Annotated in this window: 17 protein-coding genes; 9 read left to right on the top strand and 8 right to left on the bottom strand. The window is 68.8% G+C overall.

What is annotated here, in order from left to right:
• The first annotated feature begins 11 nt into the window (after window positions 1-11).
• The 7 genes from B2R83_RS16710 to B2R83_RS16680 all read left to right on the top strand — a co-directional run bounded on the left by B2R83_RS16710 (window position 12) and on the right by B2R83_RS16680 (window position 9,147).
• Entirely contained in the window at window positions 12-1,307 is a 1,296-nt protein-coding gene (locus B2R83_RS16710; RefSeq protein WP_292043652.1) for an extracellular solute-binding protein, read from the top strand.
• Window positions 1,308-1,315: 8 nt separating this feature from the next.
• Complete coding sequence (locus B2R83_RS16705; RefSeq protein WP_292043649.1) at window positions 1,316-2,200, top strand: carbohydrate ABC transporter permease; 885 nt, start codon at window positions 1,316-1,318, stop codon at window positions 2,198-2,200.
• Window positions 2,197-3,042, top strand: coding sequence for a carbohydrate ABC transporter permease (locus B2R83_RS16700; protein WP_292043647.1), 846 nt, complete (start codon window positions 2,197-2,199; stop codon window positions 3,040-3,042). Before B2R83_RS16705 ends, B2R83_RS16700 begins: the two co-directional genes overlap by 4 nt.
• A 24-nt stretch (window positions 3,043-3,066) precedes the next feature.
• On the top strand, window positions 3,067-4,173 hold the full coding sequence (locus B2R83_RS16695) for an ABC transporter ATP-binding protein (RefSeq protein WP_292043645.1): 1,107 nt from the start codon (window positions 3,067-3,069) through the stop codon (window positions 4,171-4,173).
• A 29-nt stretch (window positions 4,174-4,202) separates the two neighbouring features.
• Window positions 4,203-5,219, top strand: a complete 1,017-nt coding sequence (locus tag B2R83_RS16690; RefSeq protein WP_292043644.1) for a LacI family DNA-binding transcriptional regulator — start codon at window positions 4,203-4,205, stop codon at window positions 5,217-5,219.
• A gap of 142 nt (window positions 5,220-5,361) precedes the next feature.
• Window positions 5,362-8,163 carry a TonB-dependent receptor gene (locus tag B2R83_RS16685; protein ID WP_292043643.1) on the top strand — a complete coding sequence of 934 codons (2,802 nt, stop codon included), beginning with the start codon at window positions 5,362-5,364 and terminating at the stop codon, window positions 8,161-8,163.
• A 9-nt stretch (window positions 8,164-8,172) separates the two neighbouring features.
• Window positions 8,173-9,147 (top strand): glycoside hydrolase family 43 protein, encoded by a 975-nt coding sequence (locus tag B2R83_RS16680; RefSeq protein ID WP_292043642.1) that lies wholly within the window; start codon window positions 8,173-8,175, stop codon window positions 9,145-9,147.
• Between the two features lie 9 nt (window positions 9,148-9,156).
• On the opposite strand, the gene B2R83_RS16675 is transcribed toward B2R83_RS16680, so the two are convergent.
• From B2R83_RS16675 to B2R83_RS16655, 5 genes are all read right to left on the bottom strand, one after another.
• Window positions 9,157-10,014, bottom strand: a complete 858-nt coding sequence (locus tag B2R83_RS16675; protein WP_292043641.1) for a 2-hydroxyacid dehydrogenase — start codon at window positions 10,012-10,014, stop codon at window positions 9,157-9,159.
• Between the two features lie 126 nt (window positions 10,015-10,140).
• Complete coding sequence (locus B2R83_RS16670) at window positions 10,141-12,399, bottom strand: ATP-binding protein (protein WP_292043640.1); 2,259 nt, start codon at window positions 12,397-12,399, stop codon at window positions 10,141-10,143.
• 46 nt (window positions 12,400-12,445) lie between these two features.
• On the bottom strand, window positions 12,446-15,289 hold the full coding sequence (locus B2R83_RS16665) for a sensor domain-containing protein (RefSeq protein WP_292043639.1): 2,844 nt from the start codon (window positions 15,287-15,289) through the stop codon (window positions 12,446-12,448).
• 157 nt (window positions 15,290-15,446) lie between these two features.
• Entirely contained in the window at window positions 15,447-17,294 is a 1,848-nt protein-coding gene (gene kefC / locus B2R83_RS16660; protein ID WP_292043637.1) for a glutathione-regulated potassium-efflux system protein KefC, read from the bottom strand.
• Window positions 17,284-17,853, bottom strand: a complete 570-nt coding sequence (locus tag B2R83_RS16655) for an NAD(P)H-dependent oxidoreductase (RefSeq protein WP_292043636.1) — start codon at window positions 17,851-17,853, stop codon at window positions 17,284-17,286. The genes kefC and B2R83_RS16655 overlap by 11 nt, the downstream gene beginning before the upstream one ends.
• Window positions 17,854-18,011: 158 nt before the next feature.
• Between B2R83_RS16655 and B2R83_RS16650 the strand changes: the two genes are divergently transcribed.
• Together B2R83_RS16650 and B2R83_RS16645 are read left to right on the top strand one after the other, a co-directional pair.
• Complete coding sequence (locus B2R83_RS16650) at window positions 18,012-21,233, top strand: hybrid sensor histidine kinase/response regulator (protein WP_292043634.1); 3,222 nt, start codon at window positions 18,012-18,014, stop codon at window positions 21,231-21,233.
• A 68-nt stretch (window positions 21,234-21,301) separates the two neighbouring features.
• Window positions 21,302-21,739 (top strand): hypothetical protein, encoded by a 438-nt coding sequence (locus tag B2R83_RS16645; protein WP_292043632.1) that lies wholly within the window; start codon window positions 21,302-21,304, stop codon window positions 21,737-21,739.
• An 8-nt stretch (window positions 21,740-21,747) separates the two neighbouring features.
• Here the strand turns inward: B2R83_RS16645 and B2R83_RS16640 are convergent, their stop codons facing one another.
• The 3 genes from B2R83_RS16640 to B2R83_RS16630 form a co-directional block, all read right to left on the bottom strand.
• Window positions 21,748-22,302 (bottom strand): GNAT family N-acetyltransferase, encoded by a 555-nt coding sequence (locus B2R83_RS16640; protein WP_292043630.1) that lies wholly within the window; start codon window positions 22,300-22,302, stop codon window positions 21,748-21,750.
• Window positions 22,303-22,312: 10 nt separating this feature from the next.
• Complete coding sequence (locus B2R83_RS16635) at window positions 22,313-23,272, bottom strand: alpha/beta fold hydrolase (protein ID WP_292043628.1); 960 nt, start codon at window positions 23,270-23,272, stop codon at window positions 22,313-22,315.
• On the bottom strand, window positions 23,269-23,979 hold a 711-nt coding region (locus B2R83_RS16630), incomplete at its 5' end, for an SDR family NAD(P)-dependent oxidoreductase (RefSeq protein WP_292043625.1). The genes B2R83_RS16635 and B2R83_RS16630, both read right to left, overlap by 4 nt.

Below are 23,979 nucleotides of genomic sequence, written 5' to 3'. Positions count from 1 at the left end.
AGGAGACAGGCTTGACCTCATTCACGGTGCGCCTCGCCGGCGCGGCGATCGCATGCGCCCTGTGCGCGCCCATGTCCGCCAAAGCGCAGATTGAGGTGCGCATGTGGACGCTGCTGAGCGGCGGCGACGGCGCGCGCATGTCGGCGCTGGTCGAGCGTTTCAATGCCAGCCAGCGGGAGGTGCGCGTCACCAGCACCACGCTCAAGTGGGGCGAACCCTTCTACACCAAGCTGATCACCTCATCGGTGGTCGGGGCCGGGCCGGACATCGCCACCGTGCACCTGTCGCGCATGACCAACCTGGCCGGCGGCGGCGTGCTGCGCCCGATCGCCCCGCAGGAGCTCGCTGCAAGCGGCTTGCAGCCGGGCGATTTCTATCCGCGCCAGTGGCAGAAATCCCAGCACCTGGGTCGCACCTATGCGATCCCGCTCGACCTGCATCCGCTGGTCCTGTACTACAACAAGACGCTGGTCGGACAGGCCGGCCTGCTCGACGCGTCCGGCGCGCTCAAGCCGATCCAGGGCATCGACGCGCTGGGCGACGCCTTCCGCGCGGTGCGCCAGGCCACCGGGCGGCCCGGCATGACGATGGAAAGCAGCCAGAGTTCCTATGCGATCTGGCGCCTGTGGATCTCGATGCTGGCGCAACGCAACGCGCCCCTGATCCAGAACGGGCGCTTCGCCTACGGCCCGGTGGGCGCCGATTCGCTGGCGCGCGTGGCGCGCTGGTTCCAGCAGGGATACGCCCAGCCGGGCCTGGACTACGCGGCCTCCACCAGCCAGTTCATGGGCGGCAACGCCGGCTTCATGATCAACGGCGTGTGGGAGGTGCCGGAGATGGTGCGTTCAACGAGAAGCGGCACCCTCGGCTTCGAATACGGCATCGTCCCGCTGCCGCGCATGTACGGCAACGACAGCGTCTGGGCCGATTCGCACGCCTTCGCCATTCCCGCCAACGAGGGGCGGCCCATGTCGCCCGAAAAGGCGCGCGCCGTGATGCGCTTCATTGCGTTCGTGAGCAAGAACTCGTTCGGCTGGGCCGAGGGCGGGCATGTGCTGGCCTACCGGCCGGTGGCGGAGTCGCCCGCTGCCCAGGCCCTGATGCCGAACCGGCTGTACGCAGACGTGCCGCGCCACGTGATCTACGACCCGGACGCCTGGTACATGGGGGCGGCCGGGCCGCTCGAGGCGATGGCCTCGAAATACCTGCCGGCGGCGCTGTCGTCGCAGCTCACGCCTGCGCAGGCCCTGCGCATGTTCGAAACCGAGGCGGCGCGCATGATCAAGAAGCGCCCGCCGCGCTACTAGGAGCCAGCATGGCATCTGCCCGTTCGACCCAGGCCAGGCGCGGCGATGGATTGCCGGCGGCGATGCTGCTGGCGCCCTTCGCGCTCGCCTTCCTCCTGTTCTTCTTCCTGCCGGCGCTCGATACCTTCTACATGAGCCTGACGGAGAGCAGCCTGACGCGCACCAATGCCTTCATCGGCATCGACAACTATGTCACGCTGGTGCAAGACCCCTCGTTCTGGGCGGCGGTCGGCAACACCTTCTACTTCGCGCTGCTGACGGTGATTCCGCTGACCGCCCTCGGCCTGCTCATGGCGCTGCTGGTGAACCGCTTCACCAGGGCGAGCGGCTGGCTGCAGGGCGCCTTCTTCCTGCCCTATGTGCTGCCGATCTCGGTCATGACCCTGATCGCGGACTGGATGCTGCAGCCGTCGTCCGGAGTCGTCAATTACGTGCTCGGCATGCAGCGCGCCTGGTTCGCCGACCTGACCTGGGCCATGCCGATGGTTGCCATCGGCACCATCTGGTGGACCGTGGGCTTCAACATGCTGATGTTCCTGGCCGGCCTGCGCAACATTCCGGCCGAGCTGTACGAGGCGGCCAGCCTGGACGGCGCGCGCGGCCTCACCCTGTTTCGCACCATCACCTGGCCGGCGCTGCGCCCGGTGGTCGGGATGGCGCTGGTGCTGCAGCTGATCGCCTCGATGAAGATCTTCGGGCAAACCTACATCATGACCACGGGCGGGCCGTTCAACACCACCCGGGTCACCCTGCACTACATGTACGAGACCGCCTTCACCCAGAGCGATGCGGGGTACGCGGCCGCCATCGCGGTGGCTTTCGTCGCGATCGTGATCGCGCTGTCGCTGGCCCAGGCGGGCTTCGTGCGCTGGCTGGCGCGGAGGGATGCATGAGGATGCACGCAAAAGCGCCCGGGAACGTGGGCTGGACCGTTATCGGCGCGCTTGCGGCGCTGCTGCTGGCGGCGATGTGGGTGGCGCCGCTATTGTGGGCCATGAGCACTGCGCTACGGCCCGAGCACGAGACGGTGTCCGCCGTATTCCACTGGCTGCCGCAGGACTGGACCCTGGAAGCCTTCGCCAAGGTGCTTGCGGCCGGCAACGTCGGGCGCTGGCTGTTCAACAGCGCCCTGGTGGCGCTCCTGGTGACGATCGTGACCATGGCGCTGTCCCTGATGGCGGCCTATGCCTTTTCCCAGCTGCGCTTCAGGGGCCGCGGCCTGGTGTTCGCCATCACCATGCTGGCCTTCCTGGTGCCTTTCGAGGCGCTCTTGGTGCCGCTGTTCCGGATGATGAACCAGCTCGGCCTGATCAACAGCTACGCCGGCATCGTGCTGCCCCAGGTGGTGGCGCCCGTGGTGATCTACGTGTTCAAGCAGTTCTTCGACGCCGTGCCAAGCGACTTTCGCGAAGCGGCCGTGATGGACGGCGCCGGACCCTTGCGCATCCTGTGGAGCGTCTACCTGCCGGTATCCGGCAACATCGTGTGGGCGATGGCGATCGTCACCTTCATCGGCGCCTGGAACAACTTCCTGTGGCCCTTCATCATCGTCACCTCGAACGACATGATGACCATCCCGCTGGGCCTGACCCAGACCTATGACGCCTTCGGGGTGCGCTACGCCCAGCTGATGGCGGCGGCGCTGATGGGCGCGCTGCCAGTGGCGCTCGCGTACGTGCTGTTCCAGCGCCGCGTTACCCACGGCTTCCTGGCGGCCACGGGATTAAAAGGATAGGTTCGGTAATCAAGCGGAGAATCCATGTCATCAGTGCGCCTGCAGGGCATCACGAAACAGTATGAGGACAACCTGGTCATCAAGGGCGTCGACCTGGACATCGCCGACGGCGAGTTCGTGGTGCTGGTCGGTCCCTCGGGCTGCGGCAAGTCGACCCTGCTGCGCATCGTCGCCGGCCTGGAAGACGTCAGTTCCGGCACGGTGGAAATCGGGGGACGGGTCTGCAACGACGTCGAGCCGTCCCGGCGCGGCATCGCCATGGTGTTCCAGAGCTATGCGCTGTACCCGCACATGACGGTGGCCGAGAACATGGGCTTCGCCCTCAAGCTGGCCGGCGTGCCGCGTGCGGAGATCGCCGAGCGGGTGGGTCGCGCCGCCGAGATCCTGCAGATCGGCCACCTGCTCGAGCGCCGGCCGAAGGCGCTGTCGGGCGGCCAGCGCCAGCGCGTCGCGATCGGGCGCGCCATCGTGCGCAAACCCGAGGTCTTCCTGTTCGACGAGCCGCTGTCCAACCTGGATGCGGCACTGCGCGGCCAGACCCGGGTCGAGCTGGCGCGCCTGCACCGGGAACTGGGCGCCACCATGATTTACGTGACCCACGACCAGGTCGAGGCCATGACCCTGGGCCAGAAGATCGTGGTGTTCAACGGCGGCCGCATCGAGCAGGCCGGCACGCCCCTGGAGCTGTACGAGCGTCCGGCCAACCGTTTCGTGGCCGGTTTCCTCGGCTCGCCGCGCATGAACTTTTTGCCGGGGATGCTGGCGGGCGAGGAGGGGCCGGCGGTGCACGTGCGCCTGGCCGGCGGCACGCTCGTCGACGTAGCCGCGGATGCGGGGCGCGCCGCGCCCGGCGCCGCCGTGACACTGGGGGTGCGCCCCGAACACCTGCGCCTGGAAGGAATCGATGGGGGCGGCATTCCGGCCACGGTGGCCCTGGTCGAATACCTGGGCGACTCCACCATCGTCTACGCCCAGGTCGAGGGCCTGGCGGAGATGGTCGCGCTCAAGTGCCGCCCCGACAGCGTGTGCCCCGAGCGCGGCGAGCGCGTCACGCTCGCCTTCGAGCCGGGCCACGGCCACCTGTTCGATGCCGACGGCGCCGCGCTGCCGCGCGCGCCCCTGCCGGCATGAGCGATCCGGGCCGCACGCGGCGGCCCACCATGACCGACATCGCCAAGCTGGCCGGGGTGTCGCAGTCCACCGTGTCGCTGGTGATCAACCACATGAGCGGCGCCAAGGTATCGAGCGCGACGCGCAACAAGGTGCTGCGCATCGCGCGCGAAATCGGCTATCCGGTGGAACGCCTGGGCCATCCTGCGCCGGCCCAGGCCCGCAACCTGGTGGTCTACCTCACCGACGAACTGTCCACCAGCCCGCATGCGATGACCACCATCGACGGCGCCCGCGACGGCGCCTGGGAGCACGACTGCCTGCTCTCGGTGTACGCCACCCGCAACGATCCGGAGTACGAAGGGGCGATCCTGGCCCGCGTGCTGCTTGACCCCGCGCTGCTGGGCGTGGTCTACGCCACCATCTTCACGCGCGCGGTGACGGTGCCGGCGCGGCTGGCGCAGGTGCCGACCGTGCTCCTGAACTGCCACCAGAAGGAAAGGCGCGAGCGCCAGTTCTCCTCGGTGGTGCCGAGCGAGGTATTGGGCGGTTATGCCGCCACCATGCACCTGATCGAGGCCGGCCACCGGCGCATCGGCTTCATCAACGGCGAAGGCTGGATCGACGCTGCCGCCGAGCGCTTGACAGGCTACCGCCAGGCCCTGTCGAGCCGCGACATCCCGTTCGACGCGCAACTGGTACGGGAAGGGGACTGGCAGGTGAGCAGCGGCCACGCCCACGCCCAGGCGCTGCTGGCCTTGCCCGATCCGCCGAGCGCGCTGTTCTGCGCCAACGACCTGATGGCCGTCGGCGCCATCGAGGCGGTGCGCGAACTGGGCATGGACGTGCCGGCTCAGGTGTCGGTGGTCGGCTACGACGACCAGGATATCGCCCGCTATACCCAGCCGCCGCTCACCACAGTGTTGTTACCAAACTACGAAATGGGGCGCTGGGCAGCAGAAAATTTGATCGCGCAAGTGCACGGCGGCATCTCCCGGCGCACCGCCATGAAGATGGATTGCCCTGTGGTGGCGCGCGATTCGGTGGCCTCGCGCGGCCTGTTCTGAAGCGGTCTCGAGTGCGCCATCGCGGTGCGAAATCGGATAGCTTTTGTCATATTGGTCATAAATTATGACTAATAATGACACGAATATCGGCCGGCCCGTCCGCCCCATGACGCAGGCACGGCCATCGACCCAGGAGACCTCGATGAGCACCTTGAAAGTCCGGCCAGTCTGCGCGGCCGTCATGCTGTTGTGCGCCCACATCGGCTTCGCCGCCGCCCAGGAAACGACCCAGAGCACTGACCAGTCCCAGTCGGACCAGGCCAGCCGGCCGACCGCCGACAGCGCCACGGCGGCGCCGGCTCCGGCCGGCGGCGGCATCGCCACGGTGACGGTGGCGGGCATCCGCAGCAGCATCCGCTCCGCCGAGCAGATCAAGCGCGACAGCGAGCAGGTGGTGGACTCGATCAACGCCGACGACATCGGCAAGTTCCCCGACCGCGCCGCCGGCGACGCCCTGCAGCGCATCGCCGGCGTGCAGGTGGGCCGCGACCGCGGCGAGACCAGCAGCGTGATCATCCGCGGCCTGCCGGACGTGGCCACGACCTTCGAGGGCAACGAGATCTTTACCGGCACCGGCCGGCGCCTGTCCTACCAGGACCTGCCGGTGCAGTCGATCGCCGGGCTGGACGTGTACAAGTCGGCCACCGCCAACCAGTTCGAGGGCGGCATCGCCGGCGCCGTCAACGTCCGCCTGCGCGCGCCTTTCGACTTCAAAGGCTATACCGTCAGCGGCTTCCTCGAGGGTCGACGCCAGTATGTCGAGGGCAGCGAAGCACGCAAGGAGAAGACCAATCCGGGCGGCGGCATCCTGATGAGCAAGCGCTGGGAGACCGGCGTCGGCGAGATCGGCGTGCTGGTCGACGTCGCCTACAACAAGGAAAACTGGGCCATGCCGGTGCAGTGGGTCGACCGGCCCGACCGCATCTTTTCCGTCAGCCAGGACGGCACCGCCACCCGCCTGAACGACGACCAGCCGATCGCGCCGCTGCGCGCGGGCGACCGGCTGGGCGAACTGCCCAACATCGGCGGCATCTACAACGCGGGCGACCGCGAGCGCGGCAGCGTCCATGCCGCGCTCCAGTGGAAAGTCAGTCCCCAGACAGAGTTGTCTGCCCAGTACCTCGGCACCGGCTACGGCACCAGGAACGAAGTCGACTACATCCTCAACATCGCCACCTGGACGCCGCGCCTGACCAACGTGGTGCTGGCGCCGCAGGGCGACTACTGCAACACGCCCGCCGGCGTGATCTGCCCGATCCAGGCCGCCAGCGCGCCGGCCGCCCGCTTCGGCGGCCCCTACGACTGGGATCCGTACACCGCCACCAGCACCTGGGGCGTGAAGGAGCACACCGCCACCCACTACCTGAATTTCGCCGCCAAGTACCGGGAAGGCCCGCTGTCGGTGGACAGCAACCTGGCCTTCAGCCGTTCGGACTACGTCAACGACACCGTGATCGTCGACCAGCAGATCCCGGGCGCCAGCTCCTCGGTCTACACCTACGGGCGCGACGGCCATGGCGGCTACAACGCGATCACCACCCCTGCCAGCAGCAATGCGCTGCGCGACCCCAACCAGTTCGTCCTGCGCGGCATGGTGCAGAACTGGGGCGAGTCGCGCGGCAAGCAGACCCAATTCCGGACCGACGCCGTGTACCGCCTGGGCGACGGATTCATCACCGCGCTGATCGGCGGCATCCGCTTGTCCAATCGCGACGTGAGTTTCCATGGCGGCGAACGCGCCAACGACCTGCCGGGCGGCGTCCGCCCGTCGCCGGTGGCAGCCCTCGGCCCGTCCTTCCAGAGCCTGGTGCCGGGCCTGGACCGCCTCGGCGGCCCGTGGTACACCCCCTCGCGCGACTTCCTGATCGACCAGGCCGACCAGGTGCGCGCCTTCTATGGCCAGCCGGCCGGCCGCGTGGCGGACGACCCGATGCGCCTGTTCGAGCAGCGCGAGCGGACCGCCACCTTGCACCTGGGCGCGCGCTGGAAGGCGCAGCTGGGCACGGTCGGCGTGACCGGCAACGTCGGCGGACGCCTGGTCAAGGTCGACCGCAAGCTGGAAGGCAACCTGCGCGTGGGCGACACCATCACCCCGATCAACGAGGACAGCGACGAAACCAACTTCCTGCCGAACCTGTCGGCCGTGTTGAACTGGACCGATCGCCTGCAGTCGCACCTCAGCATCGGCAAGACCATCACCCGGCCGGCATTCACCGACCTGAACCCTGCGCTGTCGCTGATTCCGCCGACCGTGAATGCGCCGGGCACGGGCTCGGCGGGCAATCCGCAGCTCTCGCCGACCGAATCGATCAACAGCGACGCCACGCTCGAGTACTACTTCAAGGACAACGGCTTCGCCCAGATCGCCCTGTTCCACCGCGATATCGACGGCTACCTGCAGCGCATCGAGGGGAACGAAACCATCAACGGCGTCAACTACCGGGTGACGCGTCCGCAGAATTCGGGCAAGGGCAAGCTCAAGGGCGCCGAATTCGGGATCCAGAAGTTCTTCGACTTCCTGCCGGGCGCCTGGAGCGGCCTGGGCGCGCAGTTCAACTACACCTGGACCGACGGCGAGAACCAGACCCGCAACGCGGCCGGGGAGTACCGCACCACGCCGCTGATCGACGTGGCGAAGAGCAGCTACAACTTCGCGCTGCTCTACGAATACGGCGGCTGGACCGGCCGCCTGGCGGCGACCCGGCGCGGCAAGTACGTCGAGCAGATCGCCGAGCCGCGCTTCGGCCAGGACCGCATCGTCAAGGCCTCGACCTACGTCGACCTGAGCCTGGGCTACGCCATCACGCCGAACCTGACGCTGAACTTCGACGCGATCAACCTGACTAAAGAGTGTTACGAGAGCTACCTGGGCGACCCGATTCGCCCGCGCGACATCCGCTACAACCCGACCACCTATGGCCTGAGCCTGCGCTATCAAATGTAAGGGGGCCCGATGCAGAAGACCTATTGCAACCCGGTCTATCCGGAGATCATGGCGGACCCCTTCGTGCTCAAGCACGAAGGCCGCTACTACGCCTACGGCACCGCACCCGACGGCCCCGGCGGCGGGCGCTTCCCGGTGCTGGTGTCGAACGACCTGGTCGACTGGCACCGCGCAGGTTTTGCGATCTCGGCGCCCGCCGATCCGGGCAACGACCACTTCTGGGCGCCGGAAGTCGCTTTTAGCGAGGGCAAGTTCTGGATGTATTACTCGCGCGGCGACGTCGAGGGCAAGCACCAGAAGCTGCGCGTGGCGGTGGCCGACAATCCGGTCGGTCCTTTCGTCGACCAGGGGGTGCTGCTGGTGCCGAACCTGCAGTTCTCGATCGACGCCCATCCTTTTCGCGACAAGGACGGCCAGTGGTATCTGTACTATTGCGTCGACTTCCTCGACCTGGAGGACGACCACCGCATCGGCACCGGCATCGTGGTCGACCGCCTGGTGAGCATGGACCGCCTGGCGGGCGAGCCGCGCACGGTGGCGCGCCCGCATGCCGACTGGCACCTGTTCAAGAAGGGGCGGGCGATGTACGACGCGGTCTACGACTGGCACACGGTGGAGGGCGCCTCGGTGTTGCATCACGGCGGCAGGTACTACTGCTTCTACAGCGGCGGCGCCTGGGAGAAGGAAAACTATGGGCTCAGCTACGTGGTGGCCGACCATCCGCTGGGGCCGTTCACCCGGCCCGAGGGCAGCGACGAAGCCCTCCTGATGCGCTCGCGCCCCGGGAACGTGATCGGCCCCGGCCACAATTCCTTCACCACCTCGCCGGACGGCAGCCAGGACTGGATCGTGTACCACGCCTGGGACACGGCAATGACGGGGCGCCGCATGTGCATCGACCGCCTGGTGTGGGATGGCGGCCGCCCCACCACGGCGGGCCCGACCTTCACGCGCCAGCCGGCGCCAGCGGGACTGGTGCCCTAAACGGGAAGCTCAGGGCAGGACCGGGGTCAACGCCGGCCTGCCGGCGAAGTGCGCGCGCAGGTTGTCGAAACACAGCGTGCGCATCGCCAGGCGCGCCTCGACCGTGAGACTGCCGACGTGCGGGCTCAGCACCGTGTTGTCGAGGGCGCGCAGGGCCGCCGGTACCTGCGGCTCGTCCTCGAAGACGTCGAGCGCGGCCGCGCCCAGGCGCCCCGAGGACAGCGCCTGGACCAGCGCCGCCTCGTCGACCACGCTGCCGCGTGCGATATTGACCAGGATGCCTTCGGGTCCGAGCGCATCGAGCACCGCCGCGTCGACGGCGTGCCGGGTGTCAGGCCCGCCCGGCGCGCACACCACCAGGTAGTCGCTGGCGGCGGCCAGTTCCCGCAGCGAGGCGCTGCGCAGCCCTTGCTCCGGCCCGGCGCTGCGCTGGAAATAGCGGATATCGATGCCGAAGCCACGCAGGCGGTTGGCGACGGCCTGGCCGATACGGCCGTAGCCGTAGATGCCGGCGGTCTTGCCGCGCAGGCTGCGCGAGGGCAGCAAGGGGCGTTTCTCCGGCCAGTGGCCGGCGCGCACGTAGCGGTCGAGCTGGAGCAGGCGCCGCGACGCCGTGAGCAGCAGGGTCACTGCAAGGTCGGCCACGTCCTCGGTCAGCACGTCCGGCGTATTGGTGACGACGACGCCGCGCGCCGCCATCGCCGGCAGGTCGACGGCATCCAGCCCGACTCCGTGCACGGCCACGATCTCGAGACCGGGGAAGCGCGCCGCGGTGGCGGCATCGATGCCGACGGTGCCGCTGGTGAGCACCGCGCGCACGCGGCTCGCTGCGCCGTCGAAGAAGCGCGCCTGTTCGGCGGGCGACATGCGTCCCATCACATGGCAAGTGAATTCAAGCGCCAGCGCAGACAAGGCTGCGTCTGGCCATACGTTTCCAAGCACCGCGATTTCCGGTTTCATCGCCTTCCTGTCCGAATGTGCACCTGGCGCATCCTACACCGTTTCCGCCGCCGACCGCGACCGTGCCGCCAACAGGGCGCTCAGGCGCTCGATGTCGACCGGCTTGGCGAGATGCTCGTCGAAGCCCGCCCCCAGCGCACGCCTGCGGTCGTCCTCCTGGCTGTAGCCGGTGACGGCAACCAGCAGTGCATCGCGCATTCCGGGCAGGGCGCGCAGGCGGCCGGCGAGTTCGTAGCCGTCCATGACCGGCATCCCGATGTCCAGCAGGCAGATCCGGGGTGGGCGGAGGCGCGCGCGTTCCAGCGCCGCCAGCGGGCCGTATTCGACCAGAACCTCGTGGCCGAGCGAGCAAGCCAGCAGGCCGAGGGTGTCGGCCGCGTCGGTATTGTCGTCCACGATCAGCACCAGGCCGCCTGGCGGGGCCTCGGCAGGCGCCGGCCGCGCTTGCGCGGGCGTGGAGGGCGGCGCAAGTTCGTCCAACAAGGGCAGCGACACGGTGAATTCGCTGCCCATACCCTGGCCGGCGCTCCTGACCGTCAGTTCGCCTTCGTGCAGGGTCACGAGCTGCTTCGACAGCGCCAGGCCGACGCCCAGGCCGCCCAGGCTCAGGTCGGTCTTGCGGGTTTCCTGGGTAAACAGTTCGAAGGCGTGCTCGATCAGGTCGGCCGACATGCCGATGCCGTTGTCGCGCACCCTGAGGCGGGCGCGGCCGCCGTCGATCGACAGGGCCAGGTCGATGCGCCCGCCCTCGGGCGTATACTTGGCCGCATTGTTCAGCAGGTTGGCGACCACCTGCACCAGCCGGGTGCGGTCGCCCGGCACCAGGACCGGCGCCGGCGCGATCGCCTGCGCCAGCAGGTGCTTCTTGGAGCTCACCAGCGGCATCACCTGTTCGACCGCTTCCGCCACCACTTCCTGCAGGCTGATGGGGCGACGGTCCAGCTTGATCTCGCCGCGCGTGACGCGCGAGACGTCGAGCAGGTCGTCGATCATGTCGGTCATGTGGCGTACCTGGCGCCCGATCATGGCGCCGTAGCGCTTTTGCTGGGCGGCGTCGGGCGGCGCCAGCGACAGCAGTTCGGCGGCGACCGAGATCGGCGCCAGCGGGTTGCGCAGTTCGTGGGCGAGCGTCGCCAGGAATTCGTCCTTGCGGCGCGCGGCCTGGCGCATGGCGCCTTCGTTGGCCTGCAGCTTGCCGATCAGGGAGCGCAGCGCGATACGCAGCATGCCGATCTCGCGGTAGCCGCCGCGCACGTCCTCGATGTCCTGGATCTCGCCGGCTTCGATGCGGCGCGCCGTCTCGGCCAGCACGCCCAGCGGCTGAGAGATGCGCCGCGCCAGCAGCGCGGCGAGCAGCGCCGCCAGCAGCGCAATCACCAGGCCGATGCCGATCACCTGGCGCCGGAACTCGGCGATCGGCGCATAGGCCTCGCTGGTTTCCTGGCGCACCAGCACGGTCCAGTCGAGTCCGGGCGCGAAACTATGGCCCTGGCTGCGGCTGTAGCCCACCAGGTAGGTCTTGCCGTCGCCGAAGCTCTCGACCGCGTAGCCGTTCTGCCCGGTGCCCGCCAGGCCCTTGCCGCCCGGAACCAGGCGCGTGCCGACCATTTGCGCGGGACCGATGATGACGTTCATCTCCGGCCCCACCACCAGCGCCTCGAGGCGGCGCCGGGTCAGGAGCGGGCGCATGACCGACTGCTCGATGTCGCGCGCCCAGTCGATGCTGAGGTGGGCGCCCAGGACGCCCGCCACCCGGCCCGCCGCGTCGCGGTAGGGAAAGGCGATGTCGATGAAGCGCATTGGCTCGCCGCCGGCGGGCTGAAGGAGTTTGCTGAGCAGCACAGCCTCGTGCACGTCGGTCAGGTGCTTGCCCTTGAAGGCGTTGGCATACCAGGGTCGCGCCGACACGTCCGCGCCTTCCAGCAGGCGGTTGGCGGAGACCAGCACCCGGCCGTCGGGGTCGGTGATGCCGAGCCAGGCGTAGTAGGGATAGGTCTTCTGCATCTCCTCGAGGAAGCGGCGCTTGGCTGCCACGTCGAGGCCTCCGCCTGCGAGCCCGGCCTGGATCGACAGCAGGCGCACTTCGCGGTAGCGCTCGAACAGGGTGCGGTCGAGCTTGTCGGTGGTCTGGAGGGCGATTTCCGCGAACTGGTGTCCGAGCTCGTCTTCCGAGCGTTCGGTCGCGAGCCGGTTCAGGACCAGGGCCAGCACCAGCACGATCGCCAGGGCCAGCGCCGCGAACACGAGCATCAGTTGGGTGGAGATCCGGGTACTGCCGGCGGTCCTGTTCATGTCGTCGATTCCGGAGCTGCGCAGCAGCAGTGGTGGGGAATTGCCATCATACCTTGTCCGTCTTGTTGGCCGGAAAATTGCCCCGGTGCGTTGATGTGGCGCCGGCGTGCCCGCCGATCAGGGCCCGCAGCCGCGCCAGCGGCATCGGGCGCGCCAGGTAGTAGCCCTGGGCCTGGTCGCAATGCGCCGCGCGCAGGAAGGCCAGCACCTCGGCGGTCTCGACGCCTTCGGCCACCACGGCCATGCCGAGCGCGTGCGCCATGTCGACGAAAGCCTTCACGAAGTCGACCGTGGCCACGTTCTCGTCCTGCTGCATCAGGAAGGAGCGGTCGAGCTTGAGTACGTCGATCGGGAAGCGGCGCAGGTAGGCCAGGCTCGAATAGCCCGTGCCGAAATCGTCGACCGCGAGCTTGACGCCCAGGCGCTTGAGTTCGCGCAGCACCGCGGCGGTGTGCTCGATGTCCTCGATCAGGGCGCTTTCGGTCAGCTCGAGCTCGAGGCAGTCGGGCTTCAAGCCGGTCCTCGCCAGGATCTCGCGCACCTCGGCGGCAAACGCCGCCTGGGCCATCTGGCGCGCCGACACGTTGACCGACACCACCACCTTGCGCCCGCATTCCTTCATCAGCTCGCGCGTGCGGATACAGGCTTCTTCCAGCACCCAGCGGCCGATGCCCACGATCAGCCCGGTCTCCTCGGCGATCCCGATGAACTGCTGCGGCGGAACCTGGCCGCGCTCGGGGTGGTTCCAGCGGATCAGCGCTTCCATGCCGTGCAGGGCGACCCCGCCCGGGCTGGCCGTGCACAGCGCGTAGCGCGGCTGGTAGTGCAGCTCGAACTCGCCGCGCGCCAGCGCCGGGGGCAGCGAGACCTCGAGCGCCATGCGCGCCTGGGTGGCCACCGTCATTTCCGGCTCGAAGAAGCGGTAACGGTTGCGGCCGGCGTTCTTGGCGCGGTACATCGCGGTATCGGCGGTCTGGAACAGGATTTCGCGGGTCTGGGCATCCTGCGGATACATGCTGATGCCGATCGAGGCGCCGACGATCACGTCGATGCCGCCGATCTTGACGGGCGCGGTAAGCAGGTCGAGCAGCTTGTCGGCGATACTCGCCGCGGCCTTCTGGCCGCTGGCGCAATGCGCGGCCACCACGAACTCGTCGCCGCCGAGGCGGGCGATGATGTCGGTGGGGCGGATCACCCGGCGCAGGCGGGCGGCGACTTCGCACAGCAGCACGTCGCCCATCTCGTGGCCGAAGGAGTCGTTGACTTCCTTGAAGCGGTCGAGGTCGAGGAACATCACCGCCACCGACGACCCATAGGGGCAGGCGTCGAGCATCTGCTGGACACGCTCGCCGAGCAGGGCGCGGTTGGGCAGGCCGGTCAGGGTGTCGTGGGTGGCCAGTTCCTGCAGACGGCTCTCGGCCGCCTTGCGTCCGGTGATGTCGGTCATCAAGCCGGTGAGCGAGAGCGCGTGGCCGTCAAGGTCGCGCTTGATGCTGCCGTTGAACAGCACATGGATGTCGGCGCCGTGGCGGTGCCGCAGCACGGCTTCCACGCCCTGCACCGTGGCGGGCCGCGGCTCCCCGGTTTCCAGCGAGGCCAGTGGGAAGGACACGAACAGCTCGGCCAGGCGCAGCCCGAGCAGCATCTCGCGCGGATAACCCGACAGCGCGCACAGGGCCGGGTTGGCATCCAGGAGCAGACCGTCGCGGCCGGCCAGCAGGTAGCCTGCGGGCGTCATCTCGATGACCTCGCGGAAGCGCTGTTCGCTTTCGCGCAGCTGGCGCTCGGCCTCGGCGCGGTCGCTGAGGTCGCGGATCACGGCCAGGAAGAATTCCTCGCCTTCGTCGTCGAAGCGCGAGATCTGCACTTCCGCCGGGAACACGCTGCCATCCTTGCAGCGCTTGTCGGTGCGCAGCAACTGGGCCTGGCCGGCGCGCAGGCCTTCGAGCAGCGCGCGCCCCTCGGCGAAGCCGAAGTTGATGTCGGTGGCGAGCATGCCCTGGAACTCCTCGCGGCGGTAACCGAAGCGGGCGCATGCCTGGTCGTTGACCGCGACGATGCGCAGCGCGCCGTCGACGATCATGATGCTGTCGCCGGCCTGGTTGAACAGCTTGCGGAAGCGCTGCTCGCTCTTGCGCAGCCGGTGTTCGGCCTCGCGCCTGGTGGTGATCTCGTGGAAGTAGACCGAGATGCCGTCCGCGTGCGGATACACGCGCACTTCGATCCAGACCTGGCGCGGTTCCCAGAAGGTTTCGAAGGTATCGGGCTGGCGCGTCTCCATGGCGCGCTGGTAGCGTGGCAGGGAAGCGGAAAGCAGCAGGTCCGGGGCGATCTCCAGCAGGGGGTGGCCGATCGCGCCGGCCGCGTCGACGCCGACGAAGTCGCCCGCCTTCTGGTTGGCATAGGTGAGGCGCCAGCCGCTGTCGATGGCGAAAAAGGCATCGCCGATGCTCTCCAGCATGCTGTTGAGCGCCGCTTCGGAACGCTCCAGCGCGGCGCGCGCCTCCTGCTGGCCGGTGACGTCGCGCGCGATCACGAAGGTGCGCTGGTGCGCTTCCGACCAGCGGGCGGCAACCGACAGCTGGATCTCGCGGCCGTCCCTGCGCCGCAGGCGCACCACGATGTCGGGGCGCGCCGGATCCCTGGTCCGCAGGCCATCCTCGATATGCAGGGCTTGCGCGTGCTGCTCCGGATGGATCAGGTCATTGAAATGCAGGCCGACGAGCTCGCACGGCTCGTAGCCGAGCAGGGCGCGCGCCGCGGCGTTCACGCGCAGTACGCGGCCGTCCGGGTCGAACACGACCATCAGGTCGAGCGCGTTATCGATCAGGGCCGAGTTCTCTTCGGCGAGCGCGGCCAGCCCGTCCGGCGAGGAGGTGGAATTATCCAAGGTAGTTAAGAATGTCGCGGCGTAGCCGCTGCTGGTGGGATGCGGGCCTGCTGGCCACGGGCGGAGTATATCCATTTCCGCGCGGAAACTGCTCCGGCAGAACGAAATTACGACACTCGTATAGACAACTTTACGCGTGTAAGCGCCCGGGCCTTGTTCAATCACTACCGCGGCCGCCGCCGCGCCCATCTTCCCCGTCGCAGTCCTCGTCGCCTTGCGCTTCGCGCTCGGCGCGGATGGCCACGAAGTCGCGCTCGAACATCGCATGCAGCTCCTCGCGCGCACGGCGCGCCATCGAGGCGTACTGCTCGCGGTCCTTGTAATAGGGGTAGACCTCGCGCACGCTCTTGAGGTTGTGCTCGCGAAAGCGCATGGCGGCCAGGCGCGCGAAATAGGCGCCGAAGCCGAGTTCCTCCATCACGCGCCGGCCCAGCATGAGCGCGGATTCGAAGGTCTCGCGCTCGATCACGGTCACGCCCAGTTCCATCAGCTCGTAGTAATGGGTGACGTTGCGGGCGCGCGCCAGGATCGGCAGCTCGGGAAACTCGGCCCGCACGGCGGCGGCCAGCTTCAGGCTGTCCTCGACGCCGTCGACCGACAGGACCAGGGCGCGCGCGTGGTCGGCGCCGGCCGCGTGCAGCAGGTCGATGCGGGTGGCGTCGCCGTAGAAGACCTTGAAACCGAACCGGCGCAGCGTGTCGATCTGGTCGGGGTCGTGGTCGAGCATGGTCAGCGGCACCTGGTTGGCGTGCAGCAGGCGGCCGACGATCTGGCCGAAGCGCCCGAAGCCGGCGATGATCACGTGGCCCTGGTTGGCGTCGATGGCGTCGGGCTCGCGCCGGCGCAAGCGCTGCCAGCGCGGCTCCAGCACGCGGTCGTACAGGATCAGGAGCAGCGGCGTGGCCAGCATCGACAGCGCCACCACCAGCACCAGCGTGGACGCGATTTCCGGCGCGAATATCCGGCTTGTCACCGCCGCGCCGAACACCACGAAGGCGAACTCGCCTCCCTGCGACAGCAGGAAGGCGAACAGCACGCGCTGGCGCCCCGCCATGCCGAAGAAGCGCGCCAGCAGCCACAGGAGCGCCAGCTTGATCGAAAGAAAAGCCGCCGCCATCAGGACGATCCGCCCGGGTTGGGCCAGCAGCACGCCGAAGTCGACCGACATGCCGACCGCGATGAAGAACAGCCCGAGCAGCAGGCCCTTGAAGGGCTCCAGGTCGGCCTCGAGCGCGTGGCGGTATTCGGAATCGGCCAGCAGCACGCCGGCCATGAATGCGCCCAGGGCCATCGACATGCCGCTCCAGGCCATCAGGAGCGATATCGCGATCACCAGCAGCAGGGCAAACGCCGTGAAGATCTCGCGCAGGCCGGTGCGCGCGATGAAGCGCAGCAGCGGCCGGACCAGGAAGCGGCCGGCCAGCACCAGGCCGCCGATCACGGCTGCGGGCAGCAACAGGCCGCTCCAGCCGCTGTCGGGGTGCGAATCGGGCACGCCCAGCAGCGGCAGCAGGGCGATCATCGGGATCGCGGCGATGTCCTGGAACAGCAGGATCGAGAAACCGGCCTGGCCGGCCGGGGTCGGAATCAGGTTCCGTTCCTGCATGGTGGTGAGCGCGATCGCGGTCGATGACAGCGACAGGCCGAGGGCGGCGATGAGGGCGGCCTTCCAGCCGAAGCCGGCGGCGAGCGCCGCCGGCAGCAGCGCCGCGGTCACCCCCAGCACCTGAAGCGTGCCCCAGCCGAAGATCGAGCGGCGCAGCGCCCACAGGCGGCGCGGCTCGAGCTCGAGGCCGATCACGAACAGCAGCAGCACCACGCCGAATTCGGCGAAATGCAGGATGTCCTCGACTTCGCGGATCAGGCCCAGGCCCCAGGGGCCGATGGCGATCCCGGCCAGCAGGTAGCCCAGCACCGCGCCCAGGCCGAGGCGCTTGGCGATGGGCACCGCGACCACCGCCGCGGCCAGGTAGACCAGCGCATTGAGCAGCATGTCATGTTCCATCGGCGCCTCCCCTGGCGTCGTCCGCGCCGGCAAGGCGCACCAGCAGCGCGCGCAGTGCCTCCGCATGCCTTCCGGCCGCGCCGCCGTCGGGCGCATCGGCCTCGTAGAACACTTGCGGCGCCAGCCAGTCCATGCCGCAGGCGCTGGCGCTCTGCGCGAGCGGCGCCAGGTAGTCCGCCAAAGGTCGCCCGTGCAGGCCGCCGGGCCGGTAATCGAGGGCGCTGCCGGCGCAGGCCACCGCCGCGAAAGCGCGCTTGCCCGCCAGGCGGCCCGGCTTGGCGGCCGCCCAGGCAGGCTTGAACACGCTGTCGAACCACTCCTTGAGCAGGGCAGGCATCGCATACCAGCCGAGGTGGAACACGAACACGACCAGCGGCGCCGCCTTGAGCAGCTCGCGTTCGCGGCGCACGTCGATGTAGAAATCCGGATACAGCTGGTACAGGTCCTGCACCTGGACCCCGGGCAGGCCGGCGAGGGCATCGGCGATCCGGCGGCTGATGCGCGAGCGGTGCAGCGACGAATCGGCGAAGATGACCAGGGCGCGAAGATCGGGTGTCATGCATGCTTTCTGCGGGTGCCGGGTGGGGCGATGGCAGGATTGTACATACCGTCAGCGGATCGGTTGTGTCTTGCGCGCGTAATGACACGACACATTCGTGTTTCATTGTATGCACCGGGATATTACAATTGCCGTTCTACAAACGGAAACGAACCAGCATGGCGCACCCGGAAGTCGCAATATCCAGACCCTTCGCCCAGGGCGGAGGCGAACTTGGCAAGCTCATCGACGCATTCGACTGGAGCGCCACCAGTCTCGGACCCATCGCCGGCTGGCCGCCGCTGCTGCGCAACACGGTCGACCTGATCCTGCGTTCGCCGGTACCGATGGTGACCATGTGGGGCCAGGACGGCACCATGATCTACAACGACGGCTATGCCCGCATTGCCGCCGAGCGCCATCCGCAACAGCTGGGCGTGCCCGTGCGCGAAAGCTGGCCCGACGAGGCGGCCTTCAACGAAAACGTGATGCGGGTCTGCATGGCTGGCGGCACGCTGTCTTACCAGGACGCCGAGCTCGACTTGCGCCGCCATGGCGTGCCCGAACTGGTCTGGCTCAGCCTCGACTATTCGCCGATCGTCGCCGATGACGGCAGCGTCGCCGGGGTGCTGGCGCTGGTGGTCGAGACCACCGACAAGGTGCGCGCGCAGCGCCAGCAGGCCGGGGTGCAGGAGCGCCTGCGCGCCATGTTCGCCCAGGCGCCCGGCTTCATGGCCATGCTCACCGGTCCCGATCACCGTTATGAACTGGTCAACGAAGCCTACCTCGGGCTGGTGCAGCGCGCCGACATCATCGGGTGCAGCGTGCGCGAGGTCTTGCCCGAAATCGCCTCCCAGGGCTTCCTGTCCTTGCTCGACCAGGTCTACGCCACGGGGCTGCCCCATACCGGGGTCGAGACCGGGATCTGGCTCACCGGCGCCGACGGCGGCAGCCGCCAGCACTACCTGGACTTCGTGTTCCAGCCGGTGCGCGACGACGCGGGCGCCGTCATCGGGATCTTCGTACAGGGCAACGACGTCACCGAGCGCGTGCTTGCCGAACGGGCGGTACGCGAGAGCGAGGCGCGTTTCCGCACTTTCGCGCAAGCCATGCCGGCCCAGGTCTGGGCCGCCGACGCCGACGGCAAGCTGAACTGGTTCAACGAGAAGATCTTCGACTACAGCGGCTACCGCTACGAGGAGCTGCTGGCGGACGGTTGGGGACGCATGATCCACCCGGGCGACCTGCACGCGCTGCGCACCCGCTGGACCGAATCGGTGGCGACCGGCGTGCTGTTCGAGGCGGAGGCACGGCTGCGCCGTGCCGACGGCAGCTATCGCTGGCACCTGAACCGCGCATTGCCGCTGCGCGGCGACGATGGGCAAGTGACGGGATGGGTCGGCACCAATACCGACATCGAGGAACAGAAGAACACCGCGCAGCGCTACGCCGCCCTGAACGACGACCTGCAGGGCCAGGTGGCCCTGCGCACGGCCGAGCGCGACCGCATGTGGCGGCTGTCCAAGGACATCCTGCTGGTGTGCGCCTTCGACGGCCGGGTCGAAGCCGTCAGTCCGGCCTTCGGCGCGCTGCTGGGCTGGCAGGAGACCGACATCCTCGGCAAGAACTTCCTCGACCTGGTGCATCCCGAGGACCGCTCCTCTACCATTGCCCAGATGGCGGCGCTGGGACGGGGCAACTACGTGAACAAGTTCGAGAACCGCTACCGGCGCAAGGACGGCGACTGGTGCCTGCTGTCCTGGACCGCGGCCCCGGACGAGCGCTACGTGCATGCGATCGGACGCGACATTACGGCCGACCGCGAGCAGCTCGAGACCATCCGCCGCACCGAACTGGCGCTGCAGCAATCGCAGAAGATGGAAACCATCGGCAAGCTGACCGGCGGCGTGGCGCACGACTTCAACAACCTGCTGCAGATCATCTCCGGCAACCTGCAACTGCTGCAGATGGCCGAGGCGACGCGCGGCGCGGCATCGACCGACTGCGTGCGCTGGATCGAGAGCGCGCGCTCGGCGGTGGACAAGGGCGCCAAGCTGGCCAGCTACCTGCTGGCCTTCGGGCGCCGCCAGCCGCTCGAGCCCAAGGTCATCAGGATCAGCCGCCTGGTGGCGAACATGGAAGACCTTCTGCGCCGCTCGCTGGGCGAAGAGATCGAGATCGAGATGGTGATCTCCGGCGGCCTGTGGAACACGGCGGTCGACGTGGCCCAGGTCGAGAACGCGCTGCTGAACCTGGCCATCAACGCGCGCGACGCGATGGACGGCAGCGGGCGCATGACGATCGAAGCCACCAATGCGGTGCTCGACGACCTGTACTGCCGCGCCCACGGCGACGTGATCCCCGGCCAGTACGTGATGCTGGCGGTGACCGACACCGGCTGCGGCATGCCGCCGGAAGTCGCCAGCCGCGCCTTCGAGCCCTTCTATTCGACCAAGGAAGAAGGCAAGGGCACCGGGCTGGGCCTGTCGATGGTGTACGGCTTCGTGAAGCAGTCCGGCGGCCACGTGAAGATCTACAGCGAGGTGGGGCAGGGCACCACCGTCAAGCTCTACCTGCCGCGCTCGACGGCCGCCGAGGAGCCGCTCGGTCCGGTCGAGTCGCAGCAGGCCGTGGGCGGCAGCGAGACCATCCTGGTGGCCGAGGACGACGAGGCGGTGCGCGCCACCGTGGTCGAGATGCTGTCCGGCCTGGGCTACCGCGTGCTCAAGGCGCCCGACGCCGCCAGTGCGCTGGCGGTGATCGACAGCGGCGTGCCGATCGACCTGCTGTTCACCGACGTGGTCATGCCGGGGCGCCTGCGCAGCCCCGAGCTGGCGCGCATGGCGCGCGAACGCTTGCCGAACCTGGCGGTCCTGTTCACATCGGGCTATACCGAGAATTCCATCGTGCACGGCGGCCGCCTGGATCCGGGCGTCGAGCTGCTGGGCAAGCCCTACACCCGCGAGCGCCTGGCGCGGCGCATTCGCCAGGTGCTGGCCGGGCAGAAGCGCCGGCCGGAGGCGCCGCCGGTACAGCCGGTCGAGCAGGCCAGGAGCAGCAGCCTGTCGATCGTCCTGGTCGAGGACGAGGAGAACATCCGCGCCAACACCGCGGCGCTGCTCGAACACCTGGGCCATCGGGTGCAGTCGGCGCCCGACGCCGAGACGGCGCTGCCCTTGATCACGGCCGGCACCGACGTCCTGATCACCGACGTGCAGCTGCCTGGCATGTGGGGCGATGCACTCGCGGCGCAGGCGCGCTGCAACGCGCCGGGCGTGCGCATCGTGTTCGCCACCGGGCACGGGGAGGTGGCGAACTGGCCGGATGCGGTGGTGCTGCGCAAGCCCTACGATCTGCAGAGCCTGGTGCAAGTCCTGGGACAGCAGGGCGTCACGGCCTGAGCAGCCGGCCTGGTCCTACAGCCGCCTCCGGCCGCGGACTATTCGTGCGCGGCGCCGGCCGGACTATCATGGAACGACTATTCCATGACAAGGAGGCCAGCATGTCGATGCAGAGCGAAGGCAAGGACGCCAAAGGACGCAACTACGACCAGGTAACCCGCGACGGCACCAGCAGCGCCGACAGCATGGGCACCGGTAGCACCGGGGATATCGGGCAGATGGGCAGTCAGGGGCAGGGCAGCCAGCAGTCGGCCAGCCGCTCCGACGACTTGCTCGCCGGCGACACCACCCACCAGGAGGCCGACCAGGCCTTCAGCGGCGGCAGCCAGGGCGGCCAGATCCAGACCGGGATGGAAGGGATCGGCAAGGGCAGCGGCGCCAGCCGCCAGTCGGGTCAGCAATCCAGCCAGCAGTCCGGCCAGCAGGCGGGCCAACAGGGAAACATGCCCAGCGGCCAGACCGATTCCGACCAGAACGACCAGGGCACCGCGCCCCGCGAGCGCTAAACGGATTTTCAGGCGCCGACCGGCGCCTCCGTGCTGCGCAGGCGGTACAGCAGGTGCCGCGACAGCGGGTGCTCTGCCGCCAGGGCGGGGTGCGCGAACGCGCCCCCGGCGTCTTCGCGCATGCCCAGCTTTTCCATCAGCGCGCGCGAGCGCAGGTTGGCCGGTACCGTGAAGGAAACGATCTCGCTTAGTCCGAGCTCCGTGAAGCCGAAGCGCAGGCAGGCGCGCGCCGCCTCGCCGGCCACACCCTGGCCCCAGTAGCGGGCCGCGAGACGCCAGCCGATGTCGGTGCAGGGGGCGAAAGGCAGCCCGGTTTCATGACGCTTCAGGCCGACGAAACCGGCCAGTTCGCCGCTTGCCGCCAGCGTGACGGCGAAATAGCAGGCGCCGCTGCGCGCGTACAGATCCTGCTGGGAGGCGATGAAGGCTTCCACTTGTGCCATCGTGAGCGGGCCGGGCAGGAACTTGGTCACGCGCGGGTCCTGGTTCAGTTCCCAGAAGGCCTGGGCATCGCTCGCTTCCCAGGTGCGCAGCAGCAGGCGAGGGGTCTGGATGATGTTCATGGGCGGCATATTAGCCTGCCAGTACCGCACGCGCTGCGACGACGCCTTCGATGAAGCCTGCGGTGAGCCCGGGCTGCGTCACCAGGAGCATGTGCCCGCCCTCGACCAGTTGCAGCCGCCCATCCGGCAGTTTGTCCACCAGCGCCTGGCCGTTGGCGCGCCAGTCGAGCAGGCGGTCGCCGCGGCCGAACAGCACGTGCACAGGCATGCGCAGCTCGCCGTAGCGGCCTTCGATGCGCGGCATGTGGCCGGCCAGGGCCTGCACGTCGGCCGAGCCGGCCAGGAATGCTCCCGGGCGCAGGCCGAGCAGGCCGCCGCCGCGGGTCGCGATGTCGGGCGGTGCGCTTTCCGGGCCGAACACCTCGCGCAGGATGCCCTTGCTCGTGACGATGCCGAGCGGGACCGCCAGCGTCGCCGCGAACAGGCGGCGTAGCCAAGCGGTTTCGATGGTCATCGAGCGGAACACGGCGGGCACGGCCTGCGGCGCGTGGCTGAGCGGCGCCAGCAGCGCCAGGGCGCCGACCTGCCGCGGGTGCTCGAGCGCCAGGGTGAGCGCGGTCGCGCCGCCCAGCGAATGGCCGACCACGGTCGGCCGCACCAGTCCCAGCTTGTCGACCAGCGCGGCGATGGCGCGGGCCTGGGTCGACAGGTCTGCCGCCATCCCGTCAGGGCGCGTCGAATAACCGGAACCCGGCCGGTCCACCGCCACCACGCGGTAGCGGCTCGACAGCGCGCGCACGGCGCCGTAGTTGAAATGCGCCATCTGGCCGCCGAGCCCGTGGATCAGCAGGATGGCCGGGCCGCGTCCCTCGTCGCGTACGTGCAGGCGCACGCCTTCCACCTCGACGAAGCTGCCGGCGGGCGGCAGGAAGGCCTCGATGCGGCGCGCGGTGCGTCGGCTGAACGCGGCCAGCAGGAGGAGCAGCAGCGCGAAGCCGCCAAGGACGGCCAACAGGAGGTGCAGCTTCATCGTGCGCTCGCTTTCTTCAGGAGTTGCCAGTAATGGACGGGGCTCAGGCGTTCGAGCAGGGCGACGAACCTGGCGTCGCCGCCGACCAGGATGCGGGCCCGGCGCCGCTCGATGCCGCGCACGATGATCTCGCCGGCCTGCTCGGGCGGCATGCGCAGCAGGCGCTGCGCGCTCGCGCGGCCGCGCGCGATGTCCTGCTCCGGCGCGTCTTTCGGCACGCGCGCGTTGTGCGCGATCGCGGTCGCCACACCGCCCGGATGCACCACGCTGACCGCCACCGTACTGCCCTCGAGCTCGTGGCGCAGCGCATTGCTGAAACCGCGCACGGCGAACTTGCTGGCCGCATAGGCGCTCTGGCCCGGCGGCGCGACGATGCCGTAGATGCTGGAGAGGTTGACGATGCGGGCGTCGTCGCTCCGGTGGAGGTGGGGCAGGAAGGCGCGCGTCATCCGGACCACGCCATGGAAGTTGATCTCCATGAGCCAGTCGAAATCTTCTTCGGCCACCTGCTCGAAGCTGCCGCCGAGCGCGACACCGGCATTGTTGACCAGCAGGTCGACCCGGCCGTGCAGGTCCAGCACCTCGGCCGGCAGCAGGCGCACGGCAGCGCGGTCGGCCACATCCAGGCGGTGGCTGGAGGCGCGCACCCCGAGCGCCCGGGCTTGCCTGGCTGCCTCGCTGGCCGCCGCCCCGTCGATGTCGGCCAG

Origin of the sequence: Massilia sp. UBA6681 (assembly GCF_002454935.1) — a bacterium.
Classification (GTDB): Bacteria; Pseudomonadota; Gammaproteobacteria; order Burkholderiales; family Burkholderiaceae_D; genus Telluria; species Telluria varians.
Note: the sequence above shows the minus strand (reverse complement) of the source record. Positions and strands in the feature narration are given on the sequence as shown.